Annotated in this window: 17 protein-coding genes and 2 pseudogenes; 5 read left to right on the forward strand and 14 right to left on the reverse strand. The window is 62.5% G+C overall.

Annotated elements, in window-relative coordinates; translation table 11 throughout:
- Nucleotides 1-38: 38 nt before the first annotated feature.
- Genes AB4850_RS07540 through AB4850_RS07550 form a run of 3 tightly spaced genes read right to left on the reverse strand, consistent with a single transcriptional unit; the run spans nt 39 to nt 3,656 of the window.
- A complete protein-coding gene (locus AB4850_RS07540) occupies nt 39-827 on the reverse strand; it encodes an enoyl-CoA hydratase/isomerase family protein (protein WP_414439199.1) in 789 nt (262 codons plus the stop codon).
- Nucleotides 828-837: 10 nt separating this feature from the next.
- On the reverse strand, nt 838-2,454 hold the full coding sequence (locus AB4850_RS07545) for a carboxyl transferase domain-containing protein (protein WP_414439200.1): 1,617 nt from the start codon (nt 2,452-2,454) through the stop codon (nt 838-840).
- A gap of 20 nt (nt 2,455-2,474) precedes the next feature.
- Entirely contained in the window at nt 2,475-3,656 is a 1,182-nt protein-coding gene (locus AB4850_RS07550; RefSeq protein WP_414439201.1) for an isovaleryl-CoA dehydrogenase, read from the reverse strand.
- 224 nt (nt 3,657-3,880) lie between these two features.
- Between AB4850_RS07550 and AB4850_RS07555 the strand changes: the two genes are divergently transcribed.
- The 4 genes from AB4850_RS07555 (at nt 3,881) to AB4850_RS07570 (ending at nt 6,300) form a co-directional block, all read left to right on the forward strand.
- Nucleotides 3,881-4,633 (forward strand): TetR/AcrR family transcriptional regulator, encoded by a 753-nt coding sequence (locus AB4850_RS07555; protein WP_414439202.1) that lies wholly within the window; start codon nt 3,881-3,883, stop codon nt 4,631-4,633.
- 346 nt (nt 4,634-4,979) lie between these two features.
- Nucleotides 4,980-5,246 carry a translation initiation factor IF-1 gene (gene infA / locus AB4850_RS07560; protein WP_414439203.1) on the forward strand — a complete coding sequence of 89 codons (267 nt, stop codon included), beginning with the start codon at nt 4,980-4,982 and terminating at the stop codon, nt 5,244-5,246.
- Between the two features lie 164 nt (nt 5,247-5,410).
- Complete coding sequence (locus AB4850_RS07565) at nt 5,411-5,635, forward strand: hypothetical protein (RefSeq protein WP_414439204.1); 225 nt, start codon at nt 5,411-5,413, stop codon at nt 5,633-5,635.
- Between the two features lie 278 nt (nt 5,636-5,913).
- Entirely contained in the window at nt 5,914-6,300 is a 387-nt protein-coding gene (locus AB4850_RS07570; protein WP_414439205.1) for a hypothetical protein, read from the forward strand.
- Nucleotides 6,301-6,421: 121 nt separating this feature from the next.
- Here the strand turns inward: AB4850_RS07570 and AB4850_RS07575 are convergent, their stop codons facing one another.
- From AB4850_RS07575 to AB4850_RS07590, 4 genes and pseudogenes are all read right to left on the reverse strand, one after another.
- Complete coding sequence (locus AB4850_RS07575) at nt 6,422-6,823, reverse strand: hypothetical protein (RefSeq protein ID WP_414439206.1); 402 nt, start codon at nt 6,821-6,823, stop codon at nt 6,422-6,424.
- A gap of 17 nt (nt 6,824-6,840) precedes the next feature.
- A complete protein-coding gene (locus AB4850_RS07580; protein ID WP_414439207.1) occupies nt 6,841-8,580 on the reverse strand; it encodes a S10 family serine carboxypeptidase-like protein in 1,740 nt (579 codons plus the stop codon).
- A gap of 94 nt (nt 8,581-8,674) precedes the next feature.
- Nucleotides 8,675-9,036 (reverse strand): annotated as a pseudogene (locus AB4850_RS07585) (Xaa-Pro dipeptidyl-peptidase); the annotation flags it as partial.
- A 991-nt stretch (nt 9,037-10,027) separates the two neighbouring features.
- Nucleotides 10,028-10,996, reverse strand: a complete 969-nt coding sequence (locus tag AB4850_RS07590) for a helix-turn-helix domain-containing protein (protein ID WP_414439208.1) — start codon at nt 10,994-10,996, stop codon at nt 10,028-10,030.
- 123 nt (nt 10,997-11,119) lie between these two features.
- Between AB4850_RS07590 and AB4850_RS07595 the strand changes: the two genes are divergently transcribed.
- Nucleotides 11,120-11,662, forward strand: coding sequence for a cysteine hydrolase family protein (locus AB4850_RS07595; RefSeq protein ID WP_414439209.1), 543 nt, complete (start codon nt 11,120-11,122; stop codon nt 11,660-11,662).
- Between the two features lie 176 nt (nt 11,663-11,838).
- Here the strand turns inward: AB4850_RS07595 and AB4850_RS07600 are convergent, their stop codons facing one another.
- From AB4850_RS07600 to AB4850_RS07630, 7 genes and pseudogenes are all read right to left on the reverse strand, one after another.
- Nucleotides 11,839-12,240: a hypothetical protein gene (locus AB4850_RS07600; RefSeq protein ID WP_414439210.1), complete on the reverse strand. Its 402-nt coding sequence runs from the start codon at nt 12,238-12,240 to the stop codon at nt 11,839-11,841.
- Nucleotides 12,241-12,257: 17 nt separating this feature from the next.
- Complete coding sequence (locus AB4850_RS07605) at nt 12,258-13,997, reverse strand: S10 family serine carboxypeptidase-like protein (RefSeq protein WP_414439211.1); 1,740 nt, start codon at nt 13,995-13,997, stop codon at nt 12,258-12,260.
- 123 nt (nt 13,998-14,120) lie between these two features.
- Nucleotides 14,121-16,079 (reverse strand): Xaa-Pro dipeptidyl-peptidase, encoded by a 1,959-nt coding sequence (locus tag AB4850_RS07610; protein ID WP_414441983.1) that lies wholly within the window; start codon nt 16,077-16,079, stop codon nt 14,121-14,123.
- A 259-nt stretch (nt 16,080-16,338) separates the two neighbouring features.
- Nucleotides 16,339-16,686, reverse strand: coding sequence for a hypothetical protein (locus tag AB4850_RS07615; protein WP_414439212.1), 348 nt, complete (start codon nt 16,684-16,686; stop codon nt 16,339-16,341).
- Nucleotides 16,687-16,909: 223 nt separating this feature from the next.
- Nucleotides 16,910-17,908: a hypothetical protein gene (locus AB4850_RS07620; RefSeq protein ID WP_414439213.1), complete on the reverse strand. Its 999-nt coding sequence runs from the start codon at nt 17,906-17,908 to the stop codon at nt 16,910-16,912.
- Nucleotides 17,909-17,956: 48 nt separating this feature from the next.
- Nucleotides 17,957-18,328: a hypothetical protein gene (locus AB4850_RS07625; RefSeq protein ID WP_414439214.1), complete on the reverse strand. Its 372-nt coding sequence runs from the start codon at nt 18,326-18,328 to the stop codon at nt 17,957-17,959.
- Nucleotide 18,329: 1 nt separating this feature from the next.
- A pseudogene (locus AB4850_RS07630) lies at nt 18,330-22,612 on the reverse strand (DddA-like double-stranded DNA deaminase toxin).
- Nucleotides 22,613-22,623: the final 11 nt, after the last annotated feature.

Genomic DNA, 22,623 nt, shown 5'->3' on the forward strand with positions numbered 1-22,623 from the left:
GCGAGCAGGCGTCGGGGCAGTCGAGGCGCGGTGGCCCGTCATGCGCGCCAGGCCGGCGTGCGTTTTTCGAGGAACGCGGCGATGCCTTCGCGCGCCTCGGCGCCGGCGCGCGTGGCGGCGATCCGGTCGGCGGTGTCGTCGATCAGCGCGTCGTCGAGCGCGCGGCCGGCCACGTCGGCCACCAGCCGCTTGCCGGCGCGCACGGCGTCGGGGCCGTTGGCGCACAGCGCGTCGGCCAGTTGCGCGACGGTCGTGTCGAGCGCGTCGGCCGCCACCGCCTCGTGGATCAGGCCCAGTTGCGCCGCGCGCGCGCTGTCGAACACCTCGGCGGTCATGACATAGCGGCGCGCGGCCCGTTCGCCGAGCGCGCGCACCACGTACGGCGCGATGGTGGCCGGGATCAGCCCGAGCCGCGCTTCCGACAGGCAGAAGCGCGCCGGCTGCGCGGCGATCGCGATGTCGCAGGCGGCCACCAGCCCGACGCCGCCCGCGTACACGTCGCCGTGCACCCGCGCGATCACCGGCTTGCCGCAGCGGTAGACCCCCTCCAGCATGCGAGCGAGCCGCCGCGCGTCGGCGCGGTTCTCGTCGTCGCCGTAGCCGGCCATCTTGCGCATCCAGTTCAGGTCCGCGCCGGCGCAGAACGCCGGCCCCTCGGCCGCCAGCACCACGGCGCGCACGCCGTCATCTGCATCGAGCGCGCCGAACGCGGCGCTCAACTCGGCGATCATCGTTTCGTTGAACGCGTTGCGCACCTCGGGCCGCGCCAGCGTGACGGTGGCGATGCGGTGCGCGTGCGTGACGCGGATCGTCTCGTAGTTCGACATGCCGGCCTCCTTACATGCGGAACACGCCGAAGCGCGTGTCCTCGACGGGTGCGTTTTCCGCAGCGGCCAGGCCGAGGCCGAGCACGTCGCGCGTTTGCGCCGGCTCGATCACGCCGTCGTCCCACAGCCGCGCGCTGGCGTAATACGGGTGGCCCTGCCGTTCGTACTGCTCGCGGATCGGCGTCTTGAACGCGGCTTCCTCGTCGGCCGACCAACTGCCGCCCTTGGCCTCGATGCCGTCGCGGCGCACCGTGGCCAGCACCGAGGCGGCCTGATCGCCGCCCATCACCGAAATGCGCGCGTTCGGCCACATCCACAGGAAGCGCGGCGAGAACGCCCGCCCGCACATGCCGTAATTGCCCGCGCCGAACGAGCCGCCGATGATCACCGTGAACTTCGGCACCTTGGCGGTGGCCACCGCCGTGACCATCTTCGCGCCGTGGCGCGCGATGCCCTCGTTCTCGTACTTGCGGCCCACCATGAAGCCCGTGATGTTCTGCAGGAACACCAGCGGGATCTTGCGCTGGCAGCACAGCTCGATGAAGTGCGCGCCCTTGACGGCCGATTCCGAGAACAGGATGCCGTTGTTGGCGACGATCCCGACCGGGCGGCCCCAGATGCGCGCGAAGCCGGTCACGAGCGTGGTGCCGAAGCGGGCCTTGAATTCGTCGAACGCGGAATCGTCGACGATGCGCGCGATCACCTCGCGCACGTCGAACGGCTTGCGCGTGTCGGCGGGGATCACGCCGGCCAGCTCGGCCGGCGCGTAACGCGGCGGCAACGGTTCGGCCGCCGCAAACCGGTCGTGCGCCGGGGCCGCCTTCGCGCCGAGGTTGCCGACGATCGAGCGCGCGATCGACAGCGCGTGCGCGTCGTTCTGCGCCAGATGGTCCGCCACGCCCGACAGCCGCGTGTGCACGTCGCCGCCGCCCAGATCCTCGGCGCTGACTTCCTCGCCGGTGGCCGCCTTCACGAGCGGCGGGCCGCCCAGGAAGATGGTGCCCTGTTCCTTGACGATCACCGATTCGTCGCTCATGGCCGGCACGTAGGCGCCGCCCGCCGTGCACGAGCCCATCACCACGGCGATCTGCGCGATGCCGGCCGCCGACAGGTTCGCCTGGTTGTAGAAGATGCGGCCGAAGTGGTCGCGGTCGGGGAACACGTCGTCCTGGTTCGGCAGGTTCGCGCCGCCCGAATCGACCAGATAGACGCACGGCAGCCGGTTCTCGGCCGCGATTTCCTGCGCGCGCACGTGCTTCTTGACGGTGACGGGGTAGTACGTGCCGCCCTTCACGGTGGCGTCGTTGCAGACGATCACGCACTCGCGCCCGGCGATGCGGCCGATGCCGGTGATGATGCCGGCGCCCGGCGCATCGTCGTTGTACATGCCGTAGGCGGCCAGTTGCGACAGCTCCAGGAACGGCGTGCCCGGGTCCAGCAGCAGCGCGATGCGCTCGCGCGGCAGCAGCTTGCCGCGCGCGACGTGCTTGTCGCGGGCGGCCTGGCCGCCGCCTTGGGCGAGCCGCTCGATCTTCTCGCGCAGGTCGGCCACCAGCGCGTCGAGCGCCGCCTGGTTGGCGCGGAATTCGTCGGAGCGGGGGTTCAGTTTCGATTCGAGGATCGGCATCGTGTCGGCTCCGCGGCGGCTCAGGCCGTTTCCGCGAACAGTTCGCGGCCGATCAGCATGCGGCGGATCTCGCTGGTGCCCGCGCCGATTTCATACAGCTTGGCGTCGCGCCAGAGCCGGCCGACCGGGTATTCGTTGATGTAGCCGTTGCCGCCGAGGATCTGGATCGCCTCGCCGGCCATCCAGGTGGCGCGCTCGGCCGTGTAGAGGATCACGCCCGCGCAATCCTTGCGCGCTTGCCGCACGTGCCCGCTGCCGGCGGCATCGAGATGGCGGCCGACCGCGTACAAATACGCGCGGCAGGCCTGGAAGGTGGTGTACATGTCGGCCAGCTTGCCCTGGATCAGCTGGAATTCGCCGATCGACTGGCCGAACTGCTTGCGATCGTGGATATACGGCACCACCGCGTCGAGGCAGGCCGCCATGATGCCGGTCGGGCCGCCCGCCAGCACCGCGCGCTCGTAATCGAGCCCGCTCATCAGCACCTTGACGCCGCTGCCCACTTCGCCCAGCACGTTTTCCTCGGGCACCTCGACATCCTGAAACACCAGTTCGCCCGTGTGCGAGCCGCGCATGCCGAGCTTGTCGAGCTTCTGCGCCACCGAGAAGCCCTTCATGCCCTTCTCGACGATGAACGCCGTCATGCCGCGCGCGCCGGCTTCGAGGTCCGTTTTCGCGTAGACCACCAGCGTGTCGCAATCGGGGCCGTTCGTGATCCACATCTTGGTGCCGTTCAGCACGTAGTGGCTGCCGCGCTTGTCGGCCCGCAGCTTCATGCTGACCACGTCCGAACCGGCGTTCGGCTCGCTCATCGCCAGCGCGCCCACGTGCTCGCCCGAGATCAGCTTCGGCAGATAGCGGCGCTTCTGCGCCTCGTTGCCGTTGCGGTTGATCTGGTTCACGCACAGGTTGGAGTGCGCGCCGTAGGACAGGCCGACCGAAGCCGAGGCGCGCGAGATTTCCTCCATCGCCACCATGTGGGCGGTGTAGCCGAGGTTCGCGCCGCCGTATTCCTCGTCGACCGTCATGCCGAGCACGCCCAGGTCGCCGAACTTGCGCCAAAGGTCCATCGGGAATTGGTCGCTGCGGTCGATCTCGGCCGCGCGCGGCGCGATTTCCTTGGCTGCGAACGCGGCGATCGCGTCGCGCAGCATCTCGATGTCTTCACCGAGCATGAATTGCACGCCGGGCAGGTTGATCATGTCTCCTCCGATTCCAGAAAGTGCGTTCGGCCGATCCGGTGGGTGATGCATTCTGAGTTGTGCTCAGGATTTTCCGGGCGCCGATCGATTGAACGATGCCGATTGATGGCGGCTAGTGTCGCGCGGCGGTCGTTTCGGCGTCAATGATTTTTTGAGTGTCACTCAAATTTCATGGCGATGTCGGCTATCATCGCTCGCATTGCTTCGTTTCGTGTTCACTCGCCATGTCCGACCTGCCCCTCAAGACCGACCGTCCCGACGGCAGCCGCGCGCCCGCCGGACGCAAATCGCAGCAGCGCGTGCAGGACATCCTGCGCGCCGGGCGCGAGGTGTTCGCCGAGAAGGGGTACGAGCACGCCACCGCCGCCGAGATCGCGCAGCGGGTGGGCGTGTCCGAGGCCACCGTGTTCAGCTATTTCCGTGGCAAGCGCGAGCTGTGCGCGCGCGTGATTGCCGACTGGTACGACGAGAACATCGCCACGTTCGAGGCAGGCATGCCGGCCGGCGCGCCGTTGCGCGAGCAGTTCGCGTTCGTGGTGCGCACGCATTTGCGGCTGATGCTCGTGAACGGCACCGGGTTGTGCGCGCTGGTGCTGTCCGAGGGCCGCGCCAAGCAGCAGATGCTCGGTGACGAACTCGGTGAACTGCAACGCCGCTACACCGCCCCGCTGATGAACCTGCTCGCGCGCGGCCGCGACGATGGCCTGATCCGCCGCGACATGCCGTTGAGCCTGCTGCGCTCGCTGGTGTTCGGGCCGATCGAGCATGTGCTGTGGGACGCGATCCTCGGGCGGCGCACGCTCGATACCGAGCGCACCGCCGATCAATTGATCGAGGTGCTGTGGGCGGCGCTGCAACCGCCGGCGCCCGACCTCGACGCGCTGGCCGAATTCGGCCGCGAGGTGCGTGCCGCCGTGGGCCGCCTGGAGCACCGGACGGGAGCAGCAAGCAACGGGCCAGCCGGCGAAATGGCTTGACTGATCAAGTCATAGGGTGTAACGTCTGGCGAATAAAGTATCAAAGAAGCGTGATTGCTGCTCATCACTGACCGCTAGACTGCGGTATTCGTTGTCCTCTCCCTCCTTGATTCTTTTCGCGTGCCGAACATTGCACGCGGTCTGAGAAGCGGCATCGGTCCAGTCCTTTACGGCGCTACCGGCCGGAAGTCCGCTCAAGCAAACCTAGTTTTCCGTCGATTGCCTGTTCGACGCCGCATCCGGGATGTCTCGCCATTCATACCGCTGTCCGGTACATGTGCGGAGCGCCCGTTGCACGACGGGCGACGTACGACTCAACATCAACCCGGTCATTGGAGAAATCAATTTGGCAAAGGAAGAGCTGCTGGAACTGGATGGCGTTGTCGATGAAGTACTGCCCGACAGCCGCTATCGCGTGACGCTCGAAAACGGCGCTGTCGTGGCCGCCTACGCGTCGGGCCGCCTGCGGAAGAATCACATCCGCATTCTGGCCGGCGATCGCGTTCGACTCGAGATGTCGATGTACGACCTGACCAAAGGCCGTATCAACTACCGTCACAAGGACGAGCGTGCCATGTCCGGCGCGCCGCCTGCCCGCAGCTTCCGACGCTGAGTTTTCGCCCGCGTCGGCGGGCCTGGCACGCGCTAGTGCCCGGCCCGCCGACGCGGACATGTCTCGGCGCAGATCACTAGCGAATCTCCGGATTCCCGATCATTCCGCGGCGTATGCCGAACTTCTCTCACGACACACCATGTCCAACACATTACTGATTCATCATGCAAAACAACACACTCAAGAACTATCGCGGCTACGCCGTTAAACCGTCGGCCCATCGTCTTCCCGACGGCAGCTTTTCGTCCAACCTGACGCTCGAACGCACCAACATTCGCAGCGAGCCCGCCTCCTACGAGTTCTACACACTCGATTATTTCGGCTCCGAAGCCGCCGCGTTGCGACATTCCGCTCGCTGGGCACGCAATTGGATCGATACGCGTGGCTGAACCCGCGCCGCGTCCGATTCAACGCTCCTGATCTTCCCGGTTTCGTCGTAGTTTTTTCGCAGTTTTCCGCAGTTTTCAGATGTCAGCCGCATGCAGCCGGCCCCGTTAGCGTTTCGCGCTCAGGCGATCGCCTTCCCCTCCAGGCCGCATCCCGTCTCACCCTGATTTCCCGTTTTCGTGACGCGCGATCATTGGCCCGCTCGCCAATCCGCTGCGCTCGTCGACGCATATCCGTCTACACTTGTCGGTCTCGACCCGATTTCACGGCAGACCGACCGATGACCCCGCCCCTTGACGCCAGCGCCTTGCGCGCGCTGGCCGAACGCGCCGAAGCCACCCAGCGCGCCGATTGTGCTTGCCACAAGACGCCGCTCGACGGCTGGCAATCGCAACCGCTGTCGCTCGATGAAACGCTGCTGGCGCAAGTCGGCACGTTGCGGGACGACGACGGGCGGGAGCCGTCTTACGACGAGTACCTGCCCGACGGCGTTCGTTACTGGTCGCCCGAGGCGCCGATCGCGCCGCGATTTTTTCCGTATAACCAATGCGACGTGTGGGCCTGCCAGGCTTGCGGTCGCGTGATGCTGCGTTATACGGAAGGCGGCGGGTATTTCGTGGATCGGCGGATTCGAGCGGTGCGGGCGGCGTTGGTGGTGGACGTTTGAGATTGCACACGTTCGCTGTCAGTTCGCAGACGATGCTCGACGACACCTTGCAGCGCCTCGACATCGCCCCTCATCAACGTGATTCCTCGCCCGCCGCGGCGGGCGAGGAACCTTCCACGCGTCAGGATCGCTGGTCGAGTTTCCCCGCGTTCTTCATGCGCATGATGCGTTGCGGTGTGCGCTCCGACATGAATCGCAATACATCGTCGAGCCGAACGTACCCGGTTCCGGCGCGATCGATCTCGGAAAAATGATCGCTGACCAAGCCCCAGCCGGCAGCCCTGGCTTGCTGTTGCGACAACAGCCCATTGGGATTGCCGCCGGCCGCGGTGGTAAATCGTTGCGCGATCTGGTTCTCCACGTCCTGCGTCACGGAGTGCTCCGATTGTTTGGGCGGCGGGACCCAGCCTTCCGGCGGAGGCGGCGGCTTCGGCAAGTCGTCATAGGCAAACGCCACGCCGATGCTCGACATTGCGACGACAGTGGCGGCCGTACTGAAAAAAATGAACGTCGTGATTTTCATGTCTGTCCTCGCCTGGATTACAGTAAGGAGCCGTCGGCAACACGCGCCGGCGACTGGTAATAGCTGTCAATCGCCTGTTTCAGCGGTTCGCGCGATATTTCAGTGTTGTAGATCATATGGCCGCCCTCGAACCACTTGACCGGAATCCGGTCGCTCAGCTTGACCCCTTCGAGGTCAAGCTCGGTTTGAAAACCCGGTGTGGCGATGTCCTGGTAGCCGTGGAGAATCAGCAGCTTGGCGTCCGGGTTGGCAGTCAAGACCGCCTGGATGTCAGTGATGCTCTGCGGGTTCCAGTCTTTGCTATTGGTTCGCTGCCATTTCCAGTTGTGGATGGTTGCTTCGTTCGACGGTTCGTAGCTTGATGTGCTCTTGTAGTTCACGAAGTCAGGGAAGTACGTCTTGACCTGGTTGAGAAACGCCACGTCGATGTAATTGTCCGCATTGAATTGGCTTCCGTTCTTCACCTTCATGCGCGCGTCATAGACGCCCAGGGTATATCCGGGAACCAGCGTCGTGCTGAATGAACTCGGATCGTAGTTAAAGCTGTTTTTCCAGGTTTCGGCACGAATGCCGGTATAGTCCGCCAACCGGTTCAGGCGCGCCTGCCCCTCGGCACTCTCCGAGTACGTCTTCCATTGGCTGTTCGGCTCGCCGTTTGAATCGAAATACGTGCCGAATGTGGGCCGGAACGTGGTTTTCGCCAGCGTGCGCAACTCGCCGAGATACTGCTCCTGGGTTTGCGTGCCACGCTTCACGGACGTTTTAAAGTAATCCGCCGTCATTGCATAGGACGGGATATATCCCTCACAGCTCACGCCAGGAGCCGTGTCGCAATTGGAATTGTAGTCAACGATCGGCGAATTGAGGATGAATCCCGCCATGACCTTGGCTGGTTTTCCGGACGGGTCGGCAGCGTAGCCGCTGGTGCCAGCCTGCTCCAGCAGGTTGGCGACGATCGGCGTGCGGATACCGCCATAGGATTCGCCGTACAAATACTTCGGCGAGCTCTGCCGATTGTATTTGTTCGTATAACTAACAATAAAATCCGCGACCACCTGGGCATCGCTGTCGGTCCCCCACAGATCGCCGTTCTTGAGCGGGCTGATCGCCGTGGAAAGACCCGTACCCGGCGGATCGACGAAAACGATATCCGACTGATCGAGCATGGAAATCGCATTGTCCTCGAACGGGAAACTGACGGGCTGCCTTGTGGAGTCGGCTATGGTCGGCGCATCGGACTTCAAACGTTTCGGCCCCCACGAACCCATGTGCAGCCAGATGGAGGATGAGCCAGGGCCGCCGTTCCATAGGAACGTGACCGGGCGATTCTCCTTGGGCAGCCCATCTCGGGTGTACGAGGTGTAAAAGATCGCCGCTTCGGCTTTCTTGCCGGTTCCATTTCCGCGATAGGCGATCAGATGCCCAGCGCGGGCGACATACGGCAGAACCTTGCCGTTGATCGTAATGGTGTGCCGCTTGACGGACGAGTCCTCATTGACCTTGGATAGCGCGATCGACCCGTCTTTTTTCGTATCGTAGATGTTGCTGTCGTTCAACACCTTGTCGGCCGGAGCGATTTTTTCAAATCTATCCCGCTCCGATGCGACCAACGTGGCGCCCGAGCTCGACGGGGCGACAGCCGGTGCGCTCGTGGTGCGCCCCAGCGTCGTGGACGATGTGTCGTCGCCACCGCACGCGGCCAGTGTTGCGGCTGCGAGCGTTGCGATCACACTCCATGCCGGCATCCTTTTATTCATCAGTCAATCTCCGTAATTATTCAACTGCGATTAGTTAGTCATGCCAACTACAACGATCCGGCCCGAACCATCACGCAACCGATCGATTCGAGCCTTACTGCACCATCATGACTGCCGCAACATGTGCCTTCGGCACGACCGGCATCTCGAGCGTGGTATGCAACAAATCGAGCGTGACGAGTGCGGTGCCTTGATAGCCTTCGATTTTCAACTTGACCTTGCTCCCCGGCAGCACCGTGAAATCACGCGGCATCATCTCCAACGAGAAGTCGTAGTCGGCGTTCGCTGCGATCGCCTGCTCGACGTCCAGCCCCTTGTAGAAGCGCGGATTCGCCCAACCCCACATGACGTCGTTCCCGTCCACTGACAGCGTCGCCTTGATGTTGGTGACGGCAGGCACGAAGCGAGCACGCATCGCCCCCGAATCGCACCGGCGTAGCGGGTCGCGTTCGCAAGGGGTTATCGGCGTAATACACCGACGGCCGCACGATGACAGGAGCTTCAGCGGCAAGCGCATCGACAGCCACGGTAAAACCATGCCGTCGTTGACGGTGGGCCGTCATGCCCCGGAGCGATGTCGTTTGGCTCGACGCCCCGGGGCTGAGCGACTCCGTGCGTGCGTGACGACGAGGTCTCGTCATCGCCGCATCCAGCCAGTTGGACTGGCTGCCGGCACGAGAAAAATCCCAAGCCGAACGCCGGATTTAACGACGAAAGCAATCCCCGTCCGCAGCCTTGTCTCCACGCTTTTCATGATCGTCTTTTTTAGTATGACCAAACAAACTGAAATCAGTTTGCAACCAAAAGCAATAAAAACGTAATGAAATAGCATCCTAATTAACGGTGCAATGCTCCATGACAAAAGTCGACAAATTGCCGGGCAAGACGACGAGATTCGTATTAAAGATTACGATCACGCGATTTGTCAGACCGTAGCGGCCGAAACTTGGGCGCTCTGTGTGCTCAATCCCGTGTGCACGATGGATGCGGCATCGACGGCAGCCGTAGCCCTTGCCGGGCGCAATGCTCCCTAGACGCGAGCGGCTTACCGGCTGCGTTCGCCTCCGCCGACAAGCCGTTCAGGCAGCGTAGCAGCCGCCGCGAACACGCAGCTTCCGGTCTTCGGTTCCATGATCGTCGGCAAGGCTCCTCGAATGAAACGAGCCGGACGCATTGGCATTCCAAATTGCTGATCCGTCCACCGACCGCCTGCAATGACATCGAATTTCAAATTTCCCAAATATGCCGAGGCGCTTCGTCATTTACAGATACTCGTTTGACGATTTCCAACACTCGGTTCTGGAAAAGTTGCGGGCTCGTTTTGATTTGCGGTCGCGTGATGCCGCGTTATACGGAAGGCGGCGGGTATTTCGTGGATCGGCGGATTCGCGCGGTGCGGGCGAGGTTGGTGGTGGACGTGTGAGGTTTGACAGGCCAGGCACCGCCGTTAACGCCGGTCACCCTCTCCCGCTCCCGTAAACGTCGTCCGCCACGCGGCGGGCGACACCCCGAATGCCCGCGAAAAATGCTGGCGCATCGACACCGCCGAGCCGAACCCCGTGGCATCCGCCACGTGCTCGACCGGCATCGCCGTCGTTTCCAGCAAGCGCTGCGCCAGCGCGAGCCGCTCGCGTGTCAACCACGCATTCACCGTCGTGCCGGTCAGTTGCCGGAAATGACGCGTGAACGTCCGTCGGCTCATCAGCACGCGATTCGCCAGCGAATCCAGCGTGTGCGCCTGAGCCAGATTCCCTCTCGTCCAATCCAGCAGCGCCGACAGCCGCGAGCCGCCCTCCGCGGCCGGCACCGGCAACTCGACGAACTGCGCCTGGCCGCCTTGCCGATGCGGCGGCACCACGAGCCGCCGCGCCACCCGATTCGCGACTTCGCAGCCGTAGCGCTGACGCAGGATATGCAGACAACAATCGATGCCGGCGGCAGACCCGGCCGAGGTCAGGACGTTCGCGTCCTCGACATACAGCACGTCGGGCGCCAGCAGCACCGCTGGATAACGCGCCGCGAAGTGCTCGGCAAAGGCCCAGTGCGTGGTCGCACGGCGGCCGTCCAGCAACCCGGCCGCCGCCAGCACATAGGCGCCGAGGCACAAGCCCACCAGATGCGCGCCGCGCCGATGCGCCGCCGCCAATTCACGAAGCAGGCGCTCGGGCGGCCGTTCGTCGGGATCGCGCCAAGTCGGGACGATGACGATGTCGGCCGTGCGCAGCGCCGACAAACCGTGCCGCGCGACGATCTCGAAGCCGGCCGTGGTACGCAACGGCCCCGGTTCGGCGGCGCAGACTTTCAGCGTATGCGGCGGCTCGTCGGTTTTCTCGGACTCGAACGCGATGCACGGCACCGACAGGTGAAACGGGCTGATCCGGTCGAAAGCGACGACCGCGATGACGGGTGGCGACACGGCATGCCTCAGGAAAATCAGATTGGCCCGATTCTATCGTCAAACGACATGTGGGCCACTCGCTGAATGTGCGTTCGGACGCCATGATGAGGCCTCGTTCACCCCCACCCTCGAGGCACACGCATGACGAATCGCAAACGCGCACTGGTCGTTATCGACCTGCAGAACGACTATTTCCCCGACGGCGCCTTGCCGCTCTGGAACCCCGAGGCAACGCTGGCCAACGCCGAGCAGGCGATCGGCAAGGCGCATGCGCTGGGTATTCCGGTGATTCTCGTCCAGCACGTGAGCCAAGGGCCACGCAGCGGCTTGTTCGATGCGGATACCGCAGGCGTGGAAATTCATCCCCGTATCCGGGCTGCCGCGCCCGATGCGCCGGTCGTCGTCAAGGCATTTGCCGACAGTTTCTGGCAGACCACGCTCGATGACACCTTGCAACGCCTCGGCGTCGACGATCTGCTAATTGGCGGGATGATGACGCAGAACTGCGTGACCCATACGGCGATCTCGAAGTCGGCGGAGAAATACGGCGTGACCGTGTTGTCGGATTGCTGCACGACGGTCAGCGAGTTGATTCACAAGTTCGCCGTGAACGCGATGTCGACGCGGGTGGCGGTGGAAACGGCTGAGGTGGCGTTCGGGGGCGCTGCCGGTGAACCTATCTGATATCGAAATTTTGCTTGTCGGCAGTCCAGCTTGAGCACGCCGACGCCAGGATTACGATCGCGATAACGGCCAATGCAACTGCAGACGATGCTCGACGACACCTAGCAGCGCCTCGACATCGCCCCCCATCAACGTGATTCCTCGCCCGCCGCAGCGGGCGAGGAACCTTCCACACGTCAGGAGCGCTGGTCGAGTTTCCCCGCGTTCTTCATGCGCATGATGCGTTGCGGTGTGCGCTCCGACATGAATCGCAATACATCGTCGAGTCGAACGTACCCGCTTCCGGCCCGATCGATCTCGGAAAAATGATCGCTGACCAAGCCCCAGCCGGCAGCCCTGGCTTGCTGCTGCGACAGCATCCCATTGGGATTGCCGCCCGTCGCGGTGGTGAATCGTTGCGCAATTTGGCTCTCCACGTCCTGCATCACGGAGTTTTCAGATTGTTTGGGCGGCGGGACCCAGCCTTCTGGCGGAGGCGGCGGTTTCGGCAAGTCGTCATAGGCAAACGCCACACCGATGCTCGACATTGCGACGACAATGGCGGCCGTGCTGGAAAAAAGGAACGTCGTGATTTTCATGTCTGTCCTCGCCTGGATTACAGTAAGGAGCCGTCGGCAGCACGCGCCGGCGACTGGTAATAGCTGTCAATCGCCCGTTTCAGCGGCTCGCGCGATATTTCAGCGTTGTAGATCATATGGCCGCCCTCGAACCACTTGACCGGAATCCGATCGCTCAGCTTGACCCCTTCGAGGTCGAGCTCGGTTTGAAAACCCGGCGTTGCTATGTCCTGATAGCCATGGAGAATCAGCAGCTTGGCGTCCGGGTTGGCAGTCAAGACCGCCTGAATGTCGGTGATGCTCTGCGGATAATGGCGTTTGCTACCGGCTCGCTCCCATTCCCAGTTGCGGATCGTTGCTTTGTTCGACGGTTCGTAGCTTGACGTGCTCTTGTAGTTCACGAAATCAGGGAAGTACGTCTTGACCTGGTTGAGGAACGCCACGTTGATGTATTCGTCCGCCTGGAAGCTGTTTCCGTTCGGCACCTTCATGCGCGCGTCATAGCGGCCCAGGGTATATCCGGGAACCTGCGCCGATCTGAATGAACGCGGTTTGTAGTTAAAGCTGTTTTTCCAGGTTTCGGCAGGAATGCCGGTATAGTCCGCCAACCGGTTCAGGCGCGCCTGCCCCTCCGCGCTTGCCGAGTACGTCTTCCATTGGCTGTTTGGCCTCCCTGTTGAATCGAAATACGTGCCGGATGTGGGCCGGAACGTGGTTTTCGCCAGCGTGCGCAACTCGCCGAGATACTGCTCCTGGGTTTGCGTGCCGCGCTTCGTGGACGTTTTAAAGTAATCCGCCGTCATTGCGTAGGACGGAATAAATCCCTCACAGCTCACGCCATCAACTATGTCGCAATTGGAGTTGTAGTCGACGAGTGGCGAGTTGAGGATGAATCCCGCCAGGACCTTGGCCGGTTTTCCTGATGGATCGGCAGCGTAGCCGCTGGTACCCGCCTGCTCCAGCAGGTTGGCGACGATCGGCGTGCGGATACCGCCATAGGATTCGCCGTACAAATACTTCGGCGAGCTCTGCCGATTGTATTTGTTCGTATAACTAACAATGAAATCCGCGACCACCTGGGCATCGCTGTCGGTCCCCCACAGATCGCCGTTCTTGAGCGGGCTGATCGCCGTGGAAAGACCCGTACCCGGCGGATCGACGAAAACGATGTCCGACTGATCGAGCATGGAAATCGCATTGTCCTCGAACGGGAAACTGACGGGTTGCCTTGTGGAGTCGGCTATGGTCGGCGCATCGGACTTCAAACGTTTCGGCCCCCACGAACCCATGTGCAGCCAAATGGAGGATGAGCCAGGGCCGCCGTTCCATAAGAACGTGACCGGGCGATTCTCCTTGGGCAGCCCATCTCGGGTGTACGAGGTGTAAAAGATCGCCGCTTCGGCTTTCTTGCCGGTTCCATTTCCGCGATAGGCGACCAGATGCCCGGCTCGGGCGACATACGGCAGAACCTTGCCGTTGATCGTAATGGTGTGCCGCTTGACGGAGGAGTCCTCATTGACCTTGGATAGCGCGATCGACCCGTCTTTTTTCGTATCGTAGATGTTGCCGTCGTTCAGCACCTTGTCGGCGGGGGCGATTTTTTCAAATCTATCCCGCTCCGATGCGACCAACGTGGCGCCCGAGCTCGACGGGGCGACAGCCGGTGCGCTCGTGGTGCGCCCCAGCGTCGTGGACGATGTGTCATCGCCACCGCACGCGGCCAGTGTTGCGGCTGCAAGCGTTGCGATCACACTCCATGCCGGCATCCTTTTATTCATCAGTCAATCTCCGTAATTATTCAACTACGATTAGTTAGCAATGCCAACTACAACGATCCGGCCCGAACCATCACGCAACCGATCGATTCGAGCCTTCCGGCGGCAACGGCGCCGAATCTTGCGCTACTGCACCATCATGACTGCCGCAACATGTGCCTTCGGTACAACCGGCATCTCGAGCGTGGTATGCAACAAATCGAGCGTGACGAGTGCGGTGCCTTGATAGCCTTCGATTTTCAACTTGACCTTGCTACCCGGCAGCACCGTGAAATCACGCGGCATCATCTCCAACGAGAAGTCGTAGTCGGCGTTCGCTGCGATCGCCTGCTCGACGTCCAGCCCCTTGTAGAAGCGCGGATTCGCCCAACCCCACGTGACGTCGTTCCCGTCCACCGACAGCGTCGCCTTGATGTTGGTGACGGCAGGCACGAAGCGAGCGCGCATCGCTACCCGAATCGCACCGGCGTAGCGGGTCGCGTTCGCAAGGGGTTTCGTCTCGTAAGTCACGGCCGATGTCTCGCTGAAATCGACCGAGGCAAGCCGCGCTCCGTCTGTCGTGCCGGGCGTCAGCAATCCGCCCGTGCGGCCGTTGTCGCGTAGGTAATAGGACGTATCGACCGTCTTTGGCCACGCGTCTTCCTTGATGAAAAGTTCGCCCGTCGGAATGCAGTCTCTCGTGCTGTGAGCCGGGTTGTCACAGTGCCCAACCAGCGAATTGCTCGTGTCGTCTCGTTGAGGGTTCAGCGTCGTGCCGGAGGGAATGTCGCCCGCAGGCGTTTCGCGCACATAGGTGGGTTGCTTCTCGACGCCGTTGTTCACGCCGAACAGATAGCGCGAATACCACATCAAGATCTGTTTTTGCCATTCCTTTTGCCAGGCAGGATCATTGTGATCGCGGCTATGCAGCCAGAGCTGAACCGGTTTCCTGGCCCGATAGAGCGCGTCGTACAACTGAGTCGCGTTCTTCGTCTTCACGTTGTTGTCGGCCTGCCCCTGCGCAATCAGCGTGGCTGCCCGGATCTGGTCGACGCGCGACACGATATTGCGTGCCTTCCAGAAATCGTTGTACGCGTAAGTCTTGTTGTCGGAATCGACCACCGCCTTCAATCGCGCGGGTTCGCAAAGCGAGGCGCGCGCGGCAGACTGTTCCCATTGCATGTAAGGGCCGAGCTTGATTCGGTCTGCCGGATCGACACCGTTGTAACGGAAATAGTCGTAGCCGCTGCTGATACCGGCCACCGGTACGATTGCCTCGAGGCCCGGCACGCCGGTGGCGGCCACCATTGTCGGCAAGGTGCCACCGTACGAGATCCCCTCCATTGCAACGTGTTTGGTCGACCAGGACGCCGCGACCGGTTTGCCTTGCTCGTCGTAGCCCGGCGCAACGGGATCGCCGGTCAGCCAGCGCACCACACTCGCCATCGCTTCGCGCTCGGTCCGGTCCATTACCGACCAGCAACCGTCCGACTGATTGGTGCCGATCGAATCGACATAGATGATCGTGAATCCCATCCGCAAGTAGTCCGCTTCGCCGAGAAATGGCGCACGCTGTTTTGCCGCGTAATCCGGATCGGCGTAATACACCGATGGACGCACGATGACAGGGGTCTTGAGCCCCTCCGCCACTTCTGCAGGCTGCACGATGCGCAGTGCAATTTGGTCTGGCTTACCGTCCTGATCGGTGTCAAACGGCGTTTGCACCCTCACGTTCAGCTTCAGCGGCGAGCGCATCGACAGCCACGGTAAAACCATGCCGTCGCCGACGGTGGGGCCGTCATGTCCCGGATACAGCGTGGCCAGCTTCGGATAGGGCAAATCGGTGGGTGAGCGTTCATATTGCGCACCCACTGCCGCCACCGGAGTCGGCGGAGCAAAGGGCGCCGGCGCGGGTGCCGTCGTCACGGTCATGGGCGGTGTCGTCTGGCCCGACGCCCCGGGCTGAGCGACTCCGTGCGTGCGTGACGACGAGGTCTCGTCATCGCCGCACCCAGCCAGTTGGACTGCCGCCGGCACGAGCAAAATCCCAAACCGGATGCCGGATTTAAAGGCGAAAGCAATCCCCGTTCGCAGCCTTGTCTCCACATTTTTCATGATCGTCTTTTTTAGTATGGACAAACAAACTTCATGAAAGCACTTAGCAATCAGAAGTAATAAAAACGTAATGAAATAGCATCAGAATCAACGACGCAATGCTCCAAGACAAAAGTCGACAAATCGTCAGGCAAGATGACGAGATCCGCATTAAAGATCACGATCACGCAATTTGTCAGACCGTTGCGGCCGCAACCTCCGCGTCACCCATCCATTTATTGGCGTATCGGACTTAAATCAGTTTAAAAAATCAATTGCCAATCATGGGGAGACAATCGCCGCGGCGAACTTGGGCCGTGTGCATGGAGGTCGCGCCGACATTCAAAAACGGATGCGACGTTTGCCCAAGCCATGCCATGTCGTTGCGGAACGATGCGGCATCGCTGGCAGCGGTAGCCCTTGCCGGCGCGCAATGGTCCCGAGATGCGAGCGGCCTACCGGTGGCGTAGACGACCGTGTAGGTGCTGCCATCGACACGCCCGGTCTCGAATGAAAACGAGCCGGGCGCATTGGCATTCCAGGTTGCCGATCCGCCCACCGACCGGTGGCAATGACATCGAATTTCAAATTTTCTAAATCTGCCGAGGCGCATCGTCATTTACAGATACTCGTTTGACGATTTTCAATCGCTCGATTCTGGAAAAATCGCGCGCTCATTTCGCCGGCAATATCGACTTGAACGTTGCAGAGTTAGACGCGCGAATTCGCGCTAGCGGAAAGGAATTGCGAACATACTTTGTCACCGCAGCGTAAGCGAATCACGGCCGCGATCGCTCGCTCCGGGTAGACGGACATCAAAGGCATGGCCAAACCCGTCACCCTCAGGCCAGGGCATCGAAACTCAAAATCGGCTCCGAACGCTTCTCGCCACTCGTTCTGACCAAATTGAAGTAAGGCACCGGAACAAACCCACCCGTCGCGGCATCCACCGTCTTTGCGATATAAAGATCGAGCCGAACGACATCGCCCTCTCCCTCGACCGTCAAACTCGGCCATCCGCCCGGCGATTCGGTATCCCAATCAGTCAAGGCATTCCCCGGAATAACCGACACCCGCTCGATTGCTCCGTCAAGAAAATACGCTCCCCGACACGCAGGCGCGATGTTGTCGAGAAAGAACATCACCGATTCGTCCGGACCATGGGACGTGATCATGTACAGCCACGGCGTGATGCCCCAGCACAGCACCATCAACCCGCGGTCGAACAAATCGCCGGCCAGTTCCGTCGTGGTGAGCGCGTCGACGATATTGTGGCGCCCGGCGCCCAGCGTGTCGCGAACGAACGCATTGAAACGCGGTATATCAACGGCGACAAACCCCAGATTCCCGTAACTGTCGAAAAGATATCGATTCGCGGCGGGCTGAATCCGCGTACCCGGAATCTTGCAAAACACCACGTAGACGACCAGCAGCTCCGACGACTTGATCAAGCGCTGACGCCCTTCGTCCAAGCCGACCTGCTTGCCGATCGCCGGGGTTTGCAGGAACGCGATGACGTTCAGTTCCCACTCGCCCGTGCCGACGACCTCAGCCGGTATGGCGATCTGCATGCCCTGTTCGTCGAAGCCGATGCTGCCTGCTGCATCGATCGAGATTCGATGACGTTCGCCATGCGATTTATCGAACGCATAATTCCCGATGCTGCTTTCCGCAAGCGACGTCACGCACTCCACCGTCAGGACGGTGCGATTCTCGTAGTTCATCCGCTTCACGAAATCGAATACCGGCAACGTTGTGTCGCCATTCGAATCGCTGATCTTCAAGCCGACGTCGTGCAGGCGTCGCGCCGTCTGGAGCACCTCGAAATCTTGCTGTTTCATACTTCACGAGCGCGATGACCAGGGCTGCAAGACCAATGACATGCCATTTCAGAGTTCGTCCCACGATAAGGAGTCTGGGCGTTGCTTTGTAGAGAAAAATTGCGTTGCCCCTTCAATCATTGCCTTTTTGCTCACCACGCAGCTTTTCGAGAGTTGGACTTCGCCCCCGAGCTTGTTTTCATAGAATGTCTCGACTCCATCTACCAGGGATTCACCTTGCGATACAAAATTTTCACCAGCGTCCATGTAATACACGACGGCAATTTCATTCTTGGTGAAAATATTCAACTGGGGAAACCCATCATCCTCGAATGTCAGCGTAAAGTTGTTCGAATCGAAGGCTGGTTTCTTGTGGAGAAATTCAACCAATTCATTCAAATTATCGATTTCAATTTCGCCATCAAAATCGTCTGCATACATATCAACATGCTCCTTTGGTGGGGGACTTGGGAGATTTGCTGTTTCCCGTGAATGTTCTAGGCTCGCCGGTGGCGCCTCGCTTGACCGGTATCGCTCCTTCGGGCGGGACAACGGTAAGTTTTGAATTTTCTGGCAACAACGTTTCGGTCATGTTGACGCAAAACCCGCATGTCCCTTCCGGGTTGTTATGAAACACCAAAGCATCCGCAATCCCGTTATCCCTCATGAACAAAGCAGATTGGCCCTCCACATGCCCGGCATTGGCGTAATTCGGATACGGGGTAGGGCCTCCGGACGAAAATGTTCTGGATTCAAGCCCGCCCGTGTCACTGACATAATAGAAGGTCCCGACGGTCTGCCCGTTGTAAGCCGGCAGTTGTGGCGCAGAAATCTGATAGGAGCCGAGAGTATAGCTCCCGGCCAGCCCCCACCAATCGGTCCATGCATTTGAATTGGGTGCGTACTGGTAGAGGTTCAGCCCCCCATCAAGCCTATCGGATCCTGATTGATAAACCGTCCGACATCCGGATCATAGAAACGGAACGTGTTGTAATGCAACCCGGTACGCTCATCAGCATATTGCCCGGCGTAACGGAGTGGCTGATCGATCCGTGCAGGAGCCGGCTGTGCCTGGTTCGGCACGACCTTGCCCCAAGCGGAATAGCGTCCGGCCCAGACGATATCGCCCGCCTCGTTCGTTGCTTCCTGGGGGGCACCCGCCTGATCGGTATGAAAGTGAAAGATACGCGCGGCATGCTTGGCCTTGTCGATTGCGGCATTCGCGAGTGCTTCGGCTCGCACCGCATCAACCCGCGCAGCGGGTTCGTAAGGTGCATCGGGGTTATATATATAGCTGCTCACGCCGGTTTCGCGAACCTCCTGCGCGAGCCTCAACCCTTCCCACACAAACCCCGTTGCCTCGGCGCGCAACCTTGTGCCGCTGATATCGAAAACGACATCCGTTCTGGCGATACGCCGCCCAAGCGGATCGTAGGCAAACCGCGTCTCCACCACGCCGCGCGCGTCCTGCGTGCGCACCGCCACGAGGCGGTCCTGCCCGTCGTACGTGAACTGCTGGCGCTGGTTCGCGCCGCGCAGCTTGGTGGCCAGATTGCCGAACGGGTCGTACTCGAAGCGCAGGTTCTGCCACATGCGCAGCCGGTTGCCCTCGACATAGCCGCGGCTGCTGCGTTGCGCATCGTCGAGCAGGTTGCCGGCGGCGTCCCAGGCGAACGATTCGAGTTGGCGATCGGCGGTATTCACGCGGCGCGTGAGGTAGCCGGCCGGATCGTAGCTGTACTGCGTGCTGCCGCGCAGGCCGTCGTTGCTCTCGGCCAGTTCGCCGGCGGCGTCGTAGCCGTAGTTGCGCCAGACCTGCCCCTGCCCGCGCGCGAGCGCGTCGGGCTGGAACCCGGCCGATTGCCAGATTTTCCGGCCCAGCAGGTCGTAGGCGGTGCGCTCGGTCAGCCGGCCCTGCGTGCGCGTCAGTTCGCGATGCAGGTCGTCGCGCTCGAAATCGCTGATCACCCGATCGCCGCAACGGATCTGGTGCACGTGGCCCGAGCCGTAGCGCAGCATCTGCAAGGTCTGCTCGTGCGGCAACGCGAGCGTCGTCACGTTGCCGAGCGCGTCGAGCGTGTACTGCACGCTGCCGTTCGCGCCGTGTTCGGCCGTCAGCCGCCCGGCCTTGTCGTAGTCGAACGTCAGCGTGTCGGGCGCGATGCCGAGCGCGAGCCCGGCAGCGGTCGGCGCCCGCGCGACTTCGAGCAAACGGCCGCCCGCATCGCGCGTGTAGCGAGTCACGTCGGTGGGCGTGTGCTGCACGCACAGGTTGCCCATCCGGTCGCGCTCGAAGCGGATCGTGCGGACCGGGCGATCGGCCGATGCGCGATCGTCCGGCATGCCGACGACGTCGAGCGCCGCCAGATCGCCGGCCTCGCCGTATTCGAAGCGGCGCAGCACGCCGTCGGGCCGCGTTTCGCTGATGAGCCGCCCGCCCGCACTGTACGTAAACGCATAGCGCGCGTGCGCCTGTTGCAATTCGCGCAACCGCCCCTCGGCGTCGTAGTGATAGCGGGTTCGCCGGCCGGCCGGATCGATCGATTCCACCAGTTGCCCGCGCGCGTTACGCAGCGATTCCTGGATGCGCCCGCCCAGGCCGATATGCCGGATCATCAGCCCGGCGGCATCGTATTCGTAGCTTTCGGTGCTGCCGTCGGGATAGGTGACGCGTCGCGCCTCGCCGGTCGGACGCACGTCGAACGTCACGCGATGCCCGAGCGCGTTCTCGCGCGCGAGCGGCAGGCCGAACGCGTCGAAGAAGCTGCGCGTGGTCTTGCCCGAGCAATCGGTGTAGGCCACCAGTTCGCCTAGCCGGTTCCATTCGAATGTCTTGCGCCCGCCAAGCGCGTCGAGGTGCGCGCTCGGCAGCGCGCTCAATGCCTTCGGATATTCGTAGCGGTTTTCCCGATCGAGCGGATCGCGGGTGCGCAGCAAGCGGCCCTGGCGGTCGTATTCGGCATGCCAGGCGCCGCCATCGGGCGCGACGATCTCGACGGGCCGCATGCTGTTGCCGTCATATCGCGTGCGCGTGGTGCGGCCGAGCGGATCGGTTTCGGCGACGATGCGGCCGGCCTCGTCGTACTCGAACGCCACGGTCCGCTCGCCGGGCAGCGTCAGCATCACGGGCATGCCGGCGTCGTTGTACTTGAGCCCGTAGCAGCGGCCGTCGAAATCGACGTATTCGACGATCCGGAATCGGGCGTCGTAGCGCCACTGCGCGTGGCGGCCGTCGGCGTGCCGCACGTGCGTGCGGCGGCCTTCGATGTCGTACTCGACCGCCCAGGCCTCGCCTTCGCTGGTATGTGTCGCAACCACCCGCTGCGCGCCGTCCACGGCCTTCCACGTATAGCCCGACGTGAAGCCGAGCGCATTCGAATGGCTCGTCATGCGCCCGTCGGCATAGGTGAAGCGGCGCACCACCGCGCCGTTCGCATCGGTCACGGCGGCCATCTGCCCGTGCTCGTCGTAACCGTACGCGACGACGAGGCGGCGCTGGTCGCCGCTGACGAGCGACACGCCGGCGAGCCGCTCGTGCTCCGGCTCGTAATCGAGCACGGCCGTCAAGCCGCCGCAGGTCAGTATCTCGCGCACGCGGCCCCGGCTGTCGCGCTCGAACTGGCACCACTGGCCGGCCTGATCCTCGATGCGGCGCACCCAGCCGATGCGGCCCGAGCCGGGCTCGTAGCGGCCGAAGTCGTAATAGGTTTCGCCCACGTCGTGCAGGATGTAGCGGCCGTCCGGCGTGCAGGTCAGGTAGCGCTGGTCGGCCTCGCTGAACGCGGCCTGGCCGGGTTTCAGGAGCGGGAAGCCGCTCTCGCGCCCCTGCGCGTCGGTGTACCAGAGCCGCCCGTCACGCGCATGCAGCCGCAGTTCCCACGGCAGCACCCAGCCGCGCCCGAGCGTGCCGGCGTAATCGAGGTCGCTCGAATAGAAGCGCCGGATCGCCACCGGCATCGGGCTCGGAATCACGTAATCGGTTTCGGATTCGGCCGGCAGGATCTTGCGCCCGGTGGTGACGTCCACCGGGTTGCCGAACATCCCGCCGATCGCGCTGTTGATGGCCGGGCCGATCACGTAGCGGCTTGCCGCCTCGCCGAGCACATAGCCGCCGATGAACTTCGCCGCGCACGGCAGCACGGCGCTCGACAGTCCGCCCGCCTCCATCAGCAAGCCGCCGAGCCCGCCCACCAGCCCGGCCAGCGCGAACGCCCAGTCGGTGGCGGTGCGCAGCCACGGCGGCACCTCGTCGTCGATCGGCAGGCAGGTCTGGGTGCCGCCGTGGAAATACGTGTCGTGCGAGCCGTCGGAGATGGTCGCGCCGCAGGTGATCTTGTCGTCCTTGCGCGCGGCCGGCTTGCCGTTGATGAAGATGTTGGTGGAGCCCTGCGCGACGAGCGGCACCGGGTTGTGCTTGCTGCACGACACGCTGCTGAGCGTGGCATAAGCGGCCTGCTTGCCGTTCACGTAGACGTTCGGCGAGCCGAGCGTGATCGCGCCCGACTGCGAACTGAACATCTTCCCGATCGATTCCCCTAGCGACAACAGCACCTGCGCGCCGATGCCGGCGGCCATGCCGGCCAGCAGCGCCACACCGAAGCCGCAGGTGAACGTGGCGAACGCCACGGCGGCGATCAGGGCAATGCCGAGCACGGCGCCCACCAAAAACCCGGTGAGCGCGCTGGTATGTTCGATCGGATCGGTGACGCGGGCCGCTTCGTACACGATACGTCTCC

It is taken from the genome of Burkholderia sp. 22PA0106 (assembly GCF_047497155.1).
Taxonomy (GTDB): Bacteria; Pseudomonadota; Gammaproteobacteria; order Burkholderiales; family Burkholderiaceae; genus Burkholderia.